A 12,870-nucleotide genomic window follows, 5' to 3' on the forward strand; every position below is an offset into this window, starting at 1 on the left:
GCCTTGCGGCGAAAGGCTTACTGCTTGGCCTTCAGCGCGGCGCCGAGGATGTCGCCCAGCGAAGCGCCGGCTTCCGACGAGCCGTACTGCTCCACGGCTTCCTTCTCTTCGGCGAGCTGACGCGCCTTGACCGAGAAGTTGGGCTTCTTCGAACGGTCGAAACCGATGACCATGGCATCGAGCTTCTGGCCGACCTGGAAGCGGTCCGGACGCTGCTCGTCGCGGTCGCGGCCGAGGTCGGTGCGCTTGATGAAGCCGGTCGCGCCGTCTTCGCCGGCCTGCACTTCGAGGCCGCCATCGCGGACTTCGAGGACAGTGACGGTGACGACTTCGCCGCGGCGGAGCGAGCCAGCACCGCCGGCCGAAACGCCGCCAGCCGCCGGAGCGCCCTTTTCAAGCTGCTTCATGCCGAGCGAGATGCGCTCCTTCTCGACATCGACGTCGAGCACGATGGCCGAAACCTGCTCGCCCTTGCGGTGCAGCGCCAGCGCGTCCTCGCCCGAGATGCCCCAGGCGATGTCCGACATGTGGACCATGCCATCGACGTCGCCATCGAGGCCGATGAACAGGCCGAACTCGGTCGCGTTCTTGACTTCGCCCTCGACAGTCGAGCCGACCGGGTGGCCTTCCGCGAAAGCTTCCCAGGGGTTCTGCTGCGCCTGCTTGAGGCCGAGGCTGATGCGGCGCTTGTCGCTATCGACCTCGAGGACCATGACATCGACTTCCTGCGAGGTCGAAACGATCTTGCCGGGGTGGACGTTCTTCTTGGTCCACGACATTTCGGAAACGTGGACGAGGCCTTCGATGCCAGCTTCCAGCTCCACGAAGGCGCCGTATTCGGTGATGTTGGTGACAACGCCGTGCAGCTTCGCGCCGACCGGGTACTTGGCGGCCACGCCATCCCACGGATCGCTTTCAAGCTGCTTCATGCCGAGGCTGATGCGCTGCGTGTCCTGGTTGATGCGGATGATCTGCACCTTCACGGTATCGCCGATGGCGATCACTTCGCTGGGGTGGTTGACGCGCTTGTAGCTCATGTCCGTGACATGGAGCAGGCCGTCGATGCCGCCGAGATCAACGAACGCACCGTAATCGGTGATGTTCTTGACCACGCCGTCGATGATCTGGCCTTCCTTGAGGTTCTGGATCAGGCCCGAACGCTGCTCGGCGCGGGTTTCTTCCAGCACAGCGCGGCGCGAGACCACGATGTTGCCGCGGCGGCGGTCCATCTTGAGGATCTGGAAGGGCTGCGGCATATCCATCAGCGGGGTCACATCGCGCACGGGGCGGATATCGACCTGCGAGCCGGGGAGGAAGGCCACGGCGCCGTCGAGATCGACGGTGAAGCCGCCCTTGACGCGGCCGAAGATCACGCCCTCGACGCGCTTGCCTTCGCCGAATTCGCTCTCGAGCTTGTCCCAAGCGGCTTCGCGGCGGGCGCGATCGCGGCTGAGCATCGCTTCGCCGTCGGCGTTCTCGACGCGGTCGACATAGACTTCGACTTCATCGCCGACCGACAGACCGTGCGGCTGGCCAGGCATCGCGAATTCGCGAAGCGGCACGCGGCCTTCGCTCTTGAGGCCGACGTCGATGACGGCCTTGTCGTTTTCGATGGCGGTGACGGTGCCCTTGACGACCCGGCCTTCAAAGCCGCCATTGGCGGCGCCGCCGAGGGTTTCGTCGAGCATCGCGGCGAAATCGTCGCGCGTGGGATGAGATGCCATTGCTGGTAGTCCTGTTATCGCTGTTTCCGGCCAGGCGGTTGTCTCCGCCGGTCTTTCACCGAGCTTCCGCACCATGCGGACCCGGGGCAAGGGGCCGAACCATCTGCCGGGCCGAATGCCATGGCAGATATCCACACCGGAGCGATGCCCCGGCACGGACGTGCGGCCCCTATGTCAGGAACGGGGAAAAAGCAAGCTGAACCGCGCCCTTTCAGGCGGCTATGGCACGGGGCCGCGCGGCGGTGGTGCGGGCGGACGTCCGGAAGAGCGAAACCGCCGCAGCCAGTTCGCCCGCTTCGTCCGCGAGCGAGCGGGCGGCGGCGGCGGTCTGTTCAACCATGGCGGCGTTGCGCTGGGTCATCGCGTCCATGCCCGAGACGGTCGCGCTGACCTGATCGAGACTGGTGGATTGGTCCTGCGTGGCGAGCGCAATCTCGCCCATCAGCCGGGCGAGGTGCCCGACGCGCCCGACCATGGCATTGAGTGCTTCGCCGGTGCGGCCAACGAGCGAGACGCCGCCGGCAACCTCGCGCGAACTGGTTGCGATGAGCGCGCGGATTTCGCTCGCGGCATCGGCGCTGCGCTGGGCAAGCGCGCGCACTTCGGTGGCAACGACGGCGAAGCCCTTGCCGGCATCCCCGGCGCGCGCAGCTTCGACCCCGGCGTTGAGCGCGAGCAGATTGGTCTGGAAGGCGATAGAATCGATGAGATTGACGATCCGGCCGATTTCCTGCGACGAGCGCTCGATGGCGCTCATCGCCGCCATCGCCTCGCTGACGAGCATGCCACCGGCCTCGGCGTCCTGCGTGGTCATACCGATCTCGGACTCGACTTCGCGGGTGCGGTCTGCGGTCGCGGAAACGAGGTTGGCTACTTGCTGCATCGCCGCGCTCGATTCCTCCACGCTGGCTGCCTGGTTCTGGTTGCGGTTGGCCAAATCGCTGGAAGCGCTGCGGATTTCTGCGGCACCGGTGCTGACGCTGCTGGCCGTACCGCCGACGCGTGCAAGCACGCTGTCGAGCCGTTCGGCAGCAGCGTTGTAGGCACCGCGCAGTTCCTCGTACTCGGCGGGGAAGTGGGGCTCGATGCGGTGGACGAGATTGCCTTCGGCGAGCTGGTCGAGTGCTGTTCCCATGCGCGTGACGACGATGGCCTGCTTCTCGGCATCCTCGCGCTGCGCGCTGGCGGCACGGCGGAATACTTCGATCGCGCGGGTCATATCGCCGATCTCGTCGGCGCGGTGATCAGTGCGCCGGCCTGTATCGAGATCGCCGGCGGCCATCGCGGACATAACCTCTGCCGTTCCCGCAAGCGGATCGAGGACGTGGCGGCTGAGCACGCGCACAGCGGCGAGAATGAGTGCGACCGTGCCGGCGCCCGCAAGAGCCATCACCACGAGCAAGGCAGAGATGGTTGTCGTGCTGGTCGATACGAGCGCATCGCGTGCGGCCATCGCGTGCTCGGTGAGCAGCACAATCGCGCTGCGTTCGCGCGCGAAGATCGCATCGAGCCGCTGCTTGCTGGCCTCTGCCTCCGCCGCATCGCTACGCCCGAGTGCAGGCAGCAGCACGGTGTTCACCTCCTGCCAGAACGCATCCGCTTCCTTTGCCACTGACGTGCGCAGCTCACCCGTCAGCGCAGGATCGACATCGTCCGCCGTCCAACGCGCAAGGCTGGCGCGGTACTGCTTCTCGAGCTCGGCTAGATCCTGGCGGTTCTGCGCGAGATTCGCCGGATCATCGATGGCCTGGCGCGCCTTGAGGGCCGGTTCGACAATGTAGAGCGGGGGAGGGAGGATATCGGCCGTGAAGCCGGTCACGCTGTCGATGCGGCTCTGCACCGTGCCGCCGACCCGGATGTGCTGCACCGCAAGGCCGATGAGCAGGAATAGCATGGTCACCGTTCCAGCGAGAGCCAAGCCGCCACGGCGACTCCGGATGCGGATAGACATGACTACGATACTCCCCTGCTTTTTGCTGCCGGGCGACGTTTTTCCGGGCAGCGTGGGGAGGGCATAACGCCATCATGCAAACCAAAGGCTTGCACGGTTTCGAAGGTGCTTTGCCTAGCCTCGCAGCAGGCAATGTTAATGATTGCAGGGCCGAATCCTGCCCACAGGTGCAGGATGCACGATCCGGCAAGATTCGCCGGATCGCCTTATCAGTTTGGTCAGGCGAATTTTGTGCGCAGGGCAAGCAGGGCAAGAGCCGCCTTGGCCGCCTCGCCGCCCTTGTCCTTTTGTGCCGGGTCAGCGCGGACGAGTGCCTGAGCTTCGTTTTCTACGGTGAGAATGCCGTTGCCCACGGCAAGGCCGTCCATCGTCAGCGCCATAACGCCGCGCGCACTTTCGCCCGCGACGATTTCGAAGTGATAGGTCTCTCCCCGGATCACCACGCCGATCGCGACAAAGCCGTCATACTGACCGGACGTATCTGCCAACACGATCGCCCCAGGAATTTCCAGCGCGCCAGGCACGGTGATCACGTCGACCTTGTGCCCCTCGGCCTCGAGCGCAGCACGCGCGCCTGCAATCAGCATATCGTTGAGGTGATCGTAGAAGCGGGCTTCGATGATAAGGAACTTTGCCATGCGCGCTTACTCCGCGGTGATCGGCTGTTCGCCGACGATGTTGAGGCCGTAGCCTTCGATGGCGACGATGTTGCGATGCGAATTGGTGAGCAGGATCATGTCATGGATGCCAAGATCCGCCAGGATCTGTGCGCCGATGCCATAGCTGCGCAAGTCCATGTCGCCAGTGCGGCCCGCGATCTCGGCCTGGAGGTGCTCGCTGCCGCCGGGCATGAGCAGCACGATCACACCCGCGCCGGCCTTGCCGATCTCGCTCATCGCGCGCTGCAGGCTGCGCTTGCGGGGCCCTGGCTGGCCGAGCACGTCGGAGAGGATCGAGATGCCGTGCATGCGCACCAGCGTCGGCACATCAGCGCGGACAGCGCCCTTCTGCAGCACGAGGTGGACTACGCCGTCGATCTTGTTGCGATAAGTGCGGATCGTCCAGTCGCCGCCGTAGTCCGAATGGAACGGCTGCTGATCGACGCATTCGACGAGATGGTCATGGCGGCGGCGATACTCGATGAGATCGCGGATCGTGCCCATTTTGAGGCCGTGGCGCCGCGCGAACGGGACGAGATCGTCCATCCGCGCCATCGTGCCATCGTCTTTCATGATCTCGCAGATCACGCCCGAGGGATTGAGCCCGGCAAGGCGCGAGATATCGACAGCCGCCTCGGTGTGGCCCGCGCGCACGAGCACGCCGCCATCGCGCGCGATCAGCGGGAAGACATGGCCCGGGGTGACGATGTCGTCCCTGGTCTTCGAAGCGTCGATGGCAACCGCCACGGTGCGGGCGCGGTCGGCGGCGGAAATGCCGGTCGTTACGCCCTCGCGTGCCTCGACCGAGACGGTGAAGGCGGTTTCGTGGCGCGTGCCATTGTTGCGGCTCATCAGTTCGAGACCGAGCTGTTCGGTGCGGGTGCGGGTGAGGGTGAGGCAGATCAGACCGCGGCCGTGCGTTGCCATGAAGTTGATCGCGTCGGGGGTCGCCATCTGCGCGGGAATCACGAGGTCGCCCTCGTTCTCGCGGTCCTCGTCATCGACCAGGATGAACATGCGCCCGTTGCGCGCCTCGTCGATGATTTCCTCGATGGGCACGAGCGCGGGGGTGTCGTCGCTCTCGCTCAGTACACGTTCGAGCTTGGCGAGCGTATCGGCGGTGGGATTCCAGCCGGGCAAGCCCGCATCGCGCAGGGTGTTGGCATGAAGCCCCGCCGCGCGGGCGAGGCCGGAGCGGGACATTCCGCCCTCGATGACGAGGTGGCGGATGCGGTCGATGAGTTCGCTGGACATACAGCGCATATCTCACATCATAATGTGATATGCAAGAAGGCGCATCACATCGCGATGCGATTGTGCGAAGTTGATTCGCGATTCCAACCATTTCCGCCGGCAGAGGGTTGCTGCCAGGTCACACCTTGGTGCAGCCTGCCGCTACGGAATGGGCAAAATTTAATTGAGCGGTTGACAACGCTAGTGTTCCGCTATGTTCTGTAGGCAGAAGGTCGACCCTCAAAAATGATGGGCGTCCGCTGAAGAGAGAGGATATTGATATGAGGGGCAAACTTACCCTGCTCGCAGGTGTGTGCGCAGCAGCCGTAGCAACGCCGTCGTTCGCGCAGAGCGCAGCCAGTGGCGATACCGGCCCGGGTGTTCAGGAAATCATCGTTACCGCGCAGCGCCAGTCGCAGCGCCTGCAGACGGTGCCGATCGCGATCAGCGCGTTCACCAAGGAAAACCTCGACAGGCAGCAGATCCGCAACCCGCTCGATCTGCAGCTTTCGCTGCCCAACATCACCTTCACCAAGACGAACTTCACCACATCGAGCTTCACGATCCGCGGCATCGGTGACCTCTGCACCGGCGTGACCTGCGACAGCGCGACCGCGATTCACATCAACGATGCGCCGCTTTTCGCGACCCGCTTGTTCGAAGGCGAATTCTACGATCTGCAGCAGGTCGAAGTTCTGCGTGGTCCGCAGGGCACCCTGTTCGGTCGCAACGCGACCTCGGGCGTGGTCAACTTCCGCACTGCCAAGCCTGACCTCAACGGCTTCAGCGCCTCGGGTGATGCGGAATACGGCAACTACAACTCGATCCGCGTGCGCGGCATGATCAACGTGCCGCTGAGCGAGACGCTCGCGGTGCGTGCCGCCGGCTTCTACCTGAAGCGTGATGGCTACACCAAGAACCTCTTCGACAACTCCAAGATCGATGACCGCGACATCTACGGGTTCCGCGGCTCGCTGACCTGGCAGCCGTCCCCGTCGACCACGATCGACCTCATGGGCCAGTACTTCCGCGAGAAGGACAGCCGCATGCGCATCCAGAAGCAGTACTGCCAGGAGGATCCGACCGGTATCCTGGGCTGCCTCAACACCACGCGCGGCACCAGCACCACCAACGGCAATGCGCTGCTCGCCAACGTGCTGACCTCGAGGGAATTCTTCGCGATCCGCGGCCTGCCGACCGCCTTCGCGCTGGGCAGCATCTATGGCCCGCAGGTCTATCGCAACGAGGTGAACCCGGCTGATCCGCGCGTCGTCAACACCGATTTCAAGCCCAGCTACTTCACCGAGGAAACCATCCTCCAGGGCGTCCTCAAGCAGGACATTGGTGAGAAGTTCAGCCTGCGCGTCGAAGGCAACTACCAGAACGTCAAGGTCGATTCGCAGCAGGACTACAACAACGCCGTTGCCGATCGTTCGGGCTTCACGCCGGGCCTCAGCGCCCTTGCTGCGGCAGGTGCAGGCCTGCTCGGGCCTGGCCTCAAGAGCTACCTTGGCCCGATTGCCAATGCGCTGATCCCGCAGGGCCCGGGTGGAGCACTCTGCACCTCGATTGGCGAGCCGACCGGTACCGGCGTATTCGGCGGGCACAGCGTCTGCGCCTCGACCCCGCTCGACTTCGACCGTTCGGTCCAGAACAACAAGAGCTGGACAGCGGAAGCGGTGCTGAACTCGAAGTTCGACGGTCCGTTCAATTTCCTGCTCGGCGGCATCTACGGCAAGTACACCCTGACCGAGAACAGCTACTATGTGAACTCGTTCGGGCTGGACTACTTCGCCGGCGTGGTGGGCGCGTTCTCGGCGCTTGGCGCCGGTGCGCCGCCGGCCTACCTCGCCACGCCGACCTATCGGAACAACACGCCTGATTACAGGCTGACGACCTATGGCATCTTCGGTGAAGCTTATTGGAAGTTCAACGACAAGGTGAAGCTGACCCTCGGTCTGCGCTACAACAACGACAAGAAGTCGGTGAAGGCGCGCACGACGCTGTTCAACTTCCTCGCGCCGGTGGGCATTGCCAATGCCTATGACTCGCCGTTCCTCGCCTCCGGCTACGATGCGGACTCGGCCATCCCTGGCAACCAGCCGTTCCAGGTGCGCAACGTGAAGTTCGGCGAATTCACCGGCCGCGCAGTGCTCGACTTCCAGATCTCGCCGGACAATCTGGTCTATGCCTCGTACTCGCGCGGCTACAAGTCGGGTGGTATCAACCCGCCGCTGTCGCCGATCTTCGCGGTTCCGGAAAGCTTCACGCCTGAATTCGTGAACTCGTTCGAAATCGGTTCGAAGAACACCTTCGCCAATGGCGCGCTGCAGCTGAACCTCACCGGGTTCTATTACCAGTACAAGGGTCTGCAGCTCTCGCGCATCGTCGCCCGTACATCGGTCAACGACAACGTGAGCGCCAACATCTGGGGTGTGGAAGCCGAAGCGATCATCCGCCCGGTCCGCGAGCTGACGATCAACATGAACTTCAGCTACCTCAACACCAAGGTGTCGGAAGACAAGTTCCTCTCGAACCCGCGTGACTTCGGCAATGGCCGCAAGGATGCGGTGATCATCAAGGATATCACCAACACCGCGAACTGCGCTGTCGGTTCGAACTCGGGCAACGTCGCAGGCGTGAATGCTTTCGTGAACACGGCCAACACGCTGATCAACAGCGGCGCAATCCCCGGCGTTGCCGGCGGTGCGGGTCTTCAGGGCACGACGGCGTTCCCGGCTGGCGGCGGCATTGCCTCGACCGGTGCCTACTCGATCTGCGCCGTGCTCAGCGCGCTCGCTCCGACGCTTGGCAATGCGCCCGGCATCGGCGGTGTGACGGTCTACTCGTCGGGTATCGCCACCAACATCCGTGGCAACAAGCTGCCCGGCGCGCCGAACGTGAAGTTCTCGGCCGGCGTGCAGTATGCAGCGCCGATCGGCAACCTGACGCTGACGCCGCGTTTCGACCTGAACTTCACCGGCAATTCGGATGGCACGATCTTCAACGGGGTGGTCGACAAGGTTCCGTCGTTCACCCAGCTGAATGCTCAGCTCCAGCTCGATGGTCCGGACAAGAAGTGGTTCATCCGCGGCTTCATCCAGAACATCACCAACGACAACTCGGTGACCGGTCTCTACGTGACCGACCAGTCCTCGGGTAACTTCACCAACGTCTTTACGCTGGAACCGCGCCGCTACGGCATCGCCGCCGGCTTCAAGTTCTGATCGTTCGGGGGGAACCGGCCCGGCGCTTGCAAAGGTGCCAGCCGGTCTGAGGCGGGCGCCGGGGGGCAACCTCCGGCGCCTTGCTTTTTGCCCGCTGCGCGCGCCACACTGCAGCCAAACGGGATACTGCTTTGGGGAGCGGCAAGATGCGGAGCGAACGGATGTGGGGCCGGGGTGCGGCGCTGGCACTGGCGCTGGTGCTTTTTTCAGGCAAGGTTGAAGCCAAGGGCGTCAGGCCGGTCGATCTGGTGATCCTCAACGGCAAGATCGTGACGGTGGACAGCCGGAGCCGCGTGGTCCGTGCGGTGGCGGTGCGGGGCAGCCGCATTGTCGCGGTCGGCGATGTTCGTCGCTATCGCGGGCCTCGGACGCGCGTGATCGACCTCAAGGGGCGCACGATGCTGCCCGGCTTCATCGATGCCCATTCGCATGTTGGCGGCATGGCGGAAGTGGAGGCACATACCGTCGATATCCAGGTGCCGCCGCTTAAGGACGGCGCGGCGGTTATCGCACGGCTGAAGGAGAAAGCCGCCCATCTGCCGCCGGGGGCCTGGCTGATCGGCAACGGCACCTACAACCAGCCGATGCCCACGCGTCAGGCGCTCGATGCCGCCTTCCCGGAACATCCGGTGGACCTGCGCTGGAGCGCGCATGATCACCTGATCAACCACAAGGCTGCCCAGATCATGGGGCTGGATCGCAGCTTCCCCGATCCCCCGGCCGGCTCTGCCGCGCGCTTCGAGCGGACGGCGGATGGCGAGATCGCGATCATCCGCGATGCCGAGGTGCCTTGGCCGAAGGACATGATCCCCGCCTTCACTGCGCCCGAACGCAAGGAGGCAGTCCGCGCCATCCTCGATGACTTCTACCTGAAGCGCGGCGTGACGATGGTCTCGGACATGTCGGACATCCCGAGCTATACCGCGATGGCCGAGCTAAGGGCTGAAGGGCGCCTGCCGACGCGTGTGCGCATGAACTTCCTGATCGGGCCGCTGATGCACGCCGGGATCACGGTCGCTTCCTCGAAGGTGCCCGATCCGGTCGGGCGGATCGAGGCGATGGGCTACACGCCGGGCGGGGGCACCGAATGGCTCAAGGTTGGAGCGATCAAGTTCATTCAGGACGGCGTCTGGGGCACGACCTCGGCGGTCTACCGGCCGCACTGGAAGGGTTCGGCCACCACGTGGAAGCCGGATAATGTGGGCGGTGTGACCTATGGGCAGGACGAGCTCAATACGCTGGTCGGCGATGCCTATCGGCGCGGCTGGCAAGTGCAGATCCACGCCAATGGCGACCGTTCGCAGGACATGGTGCTCGATGCCTATGAAGCGGCGCAGGCGCGCTGGCCGCGTGCCGATGCGCGCCTGCGGATCGAGCATTTCGCGCACTTCCTCAGCCTCGATCCGCAGCGCACCGAGCGGCGGCTGCAACGCATGGTGGCGGACCACGTGATCCCCTCGATGCAGGTCGCGTTCCTCTGGCGGCTCGATGCGACCAATGCCGCCGAGCCTGATGTCGCGTTCTTTCCGCTGAAGATGCTGATCGCGAAGGGCATGCATCCGGCGGGCGGGGTCGATACGATCGGGACGCAGAACTTCGCCACCAACCCATTCTTCTCGATCGCACGGGCGGTGAACCGCGACAGCAAGTACGGGACGATCGTCCAGCCGGGCGAAGCGATTCCCGTGATGGACGCGATCCGCATGTTTACGATCTGGAGCGCGGAGGCGAACTTCCTCGAAAAGGACATGGGGTCCATCGAAGTGGGCAAGCTGGCTGATTTCGTGGTGGTGGATGCCGATCCGCTGACGATCCCCAAGGCGAGGATCGGCGCGGTGAACGTCGACATGACGATCGTGGACGGCAAAATCGCCTATCAGCGCGCGCCCCGGCGATAACGTCCCGAGGGTGGCGGACTCAGGAATTTCCGAACCTGCGCCTCACCGATCAGCTTTCATGACGTGCGTTAGTCCGTCCAGCATTCCATCAGCGGCAGGCTTTCTCCCGCCTGTTCGATCATGCGGAAGCGGTAGCCATGTGGCGAGAGGGCGCGCTGCACGGCATCGGTGGTCATTTTGCCGCCGACAGGGTGCACTTCCACGATGATCCGCGGCTTGAAGCGCACGAAAAAGGGGCCGTCGGTGAAGATCACGCCTTCGCCGCCTTCGATGTCGCACTTGATGAAATCGATGCGATCAAGGCTGAACCGATCGGCAATATCCGAAAGCGTGAATGAGGGGACAAGGTTGGCCGCGCCGACGCGGTTGCCGACAATCTCGACGGCAGACGAACCCATGTTGCCTTCGCTGGAGAAGCTGATTCCGTTGCCGTGGGTCCAAACCGCGCCTTCAAGCAACTCGATCTTGCGGCCGGTCCGCTCCCGATACATCTCGAAGTTTTCGCGGATCGCGGCGATATTGCCTTCATCGGCGTCTACAGCGATCACGCGTCCGTTGGTCCCGCACAGTTCGCGGAACATGATCGAGGTGAGGCCTGAATAGGCGCCCAGATCCAGCGCGACCGAACCTTCAGAGAGATTGGCAAAGCCCAGATACTGTTCGGTCGTGGCGGTCGGTTCCGCCAGCGAAGGGAAGCGGATCGGATGAAGATCGAACCCTTTGACCTGGTGCAGATTGGGCCTGGAATAATCGATCAGGCCCGCCTCGTCTGCTTCAACAGCTTCCGAAAAATAGTTAAAATTACCAATCACATCCTGCAGATAGATCGCATGGCTTCGGGAAATTCTGATGCGGCTCGTGGCGCTGAAGACGTCGATCGCAGAAGCGCCGTACTCTACCTTGAGGCCTTTTGCCTTGGCCAGGTTGATGATCTTGTAGGGCTGAACAACGGAGGTGTAGAACTGGGTCGCCACGATATTCAAGGTATCGCTCTTGCGAATGATGCCCTTCAAGGATTCTCCCAGACCCACACTGTTCTCCATTTTGCCATTTAAATCAGTCTGGCCCAGTCGCGACTGTGTCGCTGCGCCCCCGCCGGGATGTCTAGCCGGTGATAGCGGGCAAGCGCTAGGAGAAATGCTGCGGCTCTCGAACCAATTCCTGCCGCTTCGGCACGGATACTTCCGGCCGGCGGCGGTCCGACCGCGCCGGCCGCTCAGGCCGGGCCGGGATGGGTCAGATAGCCGAGCACTGCGGTCGCCACCCGCTGTTCCAGCAGCGCAATGTCGGCTTCGCCGCGCCGGTTTGCTGAAAGCGCCATCCCCTCCACGATGCCCAGCACATCCCGCGCCGCAGTCACACAATCGCGGCGGGCATGATCGGCGCGGTTCTGCTCGAGCAGGCGGGTGATCGTCTCGGCCATGCGTTCGCCAGCGGAAACGAACGCCTCATCCTTGCGCATGCGCGCCTCGTGATACGAAAGGATCCGCCCCAGCTGCGGCCGGGCGTAGATGATCCCGAACGCGAGGTGGATCAGCGTGCGCGCCTGCTCTTCGAACGCCAGGCCGGCCATGGCCGCGCTCGCCTGTTCCAGTTCGTCTGCCGTGGCAAGTTCGGTGCTGCGCGCAAGTTCGGCGAGGATGGCGTCCTTGCTGCCGAAATACTGATAAAGTGAGCCCACGCTGATCCCGGCGAGCGCGGCGATTGCGTTGGTGTTGGCGGCTTCGAGTCCCTGTTCCTCGAGAATGCGAGCAGCCGCTTCAAGGATGACCGCCACGGTGTTTTGCGCGCGCGCCTGTTTGGGGCGTTTGCGCGGATTCGGGGCGGTTTGCCGGGCGGGGGGAGGGACGGGCGCGGGCATGGAAAATGCGAGTCCAGTTTTGCGAGCAATCCATCATAATGAGCGCAGACCGACCAGCAAGCCCGCGAATGTCCGCCGCCCCATGGGAGCCGGGCTCTCCGCCAAGGAAGGATAAAGCAATGATCCCCGCCGACTATATTGGCCTGCGCCCCGATCTGCCGGTGTACAGCCCCGCTCGGCCGGCTCCGCGCCAGCGCCCGATTGCCGCGCTGCGCCACTTTGCCGATGTCGCGCGGGACAAGGACGATACCGCCGCCGTCTTCCGCGTGTTCGATGCCCTGCCGTGGACGGGGCTGCGCGATTGCGCCGAGCGCTTT

9 protein-coding genes (1 of these 9 running past the window's edge) are annotated in these 12,870 nt (G+C 63.9%); 3 read left to right on the forward strand and 6 right to left on the reverse strand.

The features are described from left to right. Window positions 1-17 precede the first annotated feature (17 nt). The 4 genes from rpsA to ribB form a co-directional block, all read right to left on the reverse strand. Window positions 18-1,724, reverse strand: a complete 1,707-nt coding sequence (gene rpsA / locus ACO06X_RS20190; RefSeq protein ID WP_421837907.1) for a 30S ribosomal protein S1 — start codon at window positions 1,722-1,724, stop codon at window positions 18-20. Window positions 1,725-1,935: 211 nt separating this feature from the next. Beyond that, on the reverse strand, window positions 1,936-3,618 hold the full coding sequence (locus ACO06X_RS20195) for a methyl-accepting chemotaxis protein (protein ID WP_421837908.1): 1,683 nt from the start codon (window positions 3,616-3,618) through the stop codon (window positions 1,936-1,938). A 275-nt stretch (window positions 3,619-3,893) separates the two neighbouring features. Beyond that, the gene (gene ribH / locus ACO06X_RS20200; RefSeq protein ID WP_421837909.1) at window positions 3,894-4,313 is read right to left on the reverse strand and encodes a 6,7-dimethyl-8-ribityllumazine synthase; all 420 of its coding nucleotides are present in this window, start codon (window positions 4,311-4,313) and stop codon (window positions 3,894-3,896) included. A 6-nt stretch (window positions 4,314-4,319) separates the two neighbouring features. Beyond that, window positions 4,320-5,588: a 3,4-dihydroxy-2-butanone-4-phosphate synthase gene (gene ribB / locus ACO06X_RS20205; protein WP_421837910.1), complete on the reverse strand. Its 1,269-nt coding sequence runs from the start codon at window positions 5,586-5,588 to the stop codon at window positions 4,320-4,322. Window positions 5,589-5,848: 260 nt separating this feature from the next. Here ribB and ACO06X_RS20210 point away from each other — a divergent pair, with 260 nt between their 5' ends. Together ACO06X_RS20210 and ACO06X_RS20215 are read left to right on the forward strand one after the other, a co-directional pair. Beyond that, window positions 5,849-8,794 (forward strand): TonB-dependent receptor, encoded by a 2,946-nt coding sequence (locus tag ACO06X_RS20210; protein ID WP_421837911.1) that lies wholly within the window; start codon window positions 5,849-5,851, stop codon window positions 8,792-8,794. Window positions 8,795-8,940: 146 nt separating this feature from the next. Next, window positions 8,941-10,692: an amidohydrolase gene (locus ACO06X_RS20215; RefSeq protein WP_421837912.1), complete on the forward strand. Its 1,752-nt coding sequence runs from the start codon at window positions 8,941-8,943 to the stop codon at window positions 10,690-10,692. Window positions 10,693-10,760: 68 nt separating this feature from the next. On the opposite strand, the gene ACO06X_RS20220 is transcribed toward ACO06X_RS20215, so the two are convergent. Together ACO06X_RS20220 and ACO06X_RS20225 are read right to left on the reverse strand one after the other, a co-directional pair. Then, entirely contained in the window at window positions 10,761-11,705 is a 945-nt protein-coding gene (locus ACO06X_RS20220) for an FkbM family methyltransferase (RefSeq protein WP_421837913.1), read from the reverse strand. 203 nt (window positions 11,706-11,908) lie between these two features. Continuing rightward, on the reverse strand, window positions 11,909-12,469 hold the full coding sequence (locus ACO06X_RS20225) for a TetR/AcrR family transcriptional regulator (protein WP_421837914.1): 561 nt from the start codon (window positions 12,467-12,469) through the stop codon (window positions 11,909-11,911). A gap of 203 nt (window positions 12,470-12,672) precedes the next feature. Between ACO06X_RS20225 and ACO06X_RS20230 the strand changes: the two genes are divergently transcribed. Next, window positions 12,673-12,870 carry the 5' portion of a Coq4 family protein gene (locus tag ACO06X_RS20230; protein ID WP_421837915.1) on the forward strand. It continues 612 nt past the right edge of the window, so only the first 198 of its 810 coding nucleotides appear in the window; its start codon is at window positions 12,673-12,675; the stop codon falls past the right edge of the window.

Source organism: Novosphingobium sp. (assembly GCF_965229225.1).
Classification (GTDB): domain Bacteria; phylum Pseudomonadota; class Alphaproteobacteria; order Sphingomonadales; family Sphingomonadaceae; genus Novosphingobium.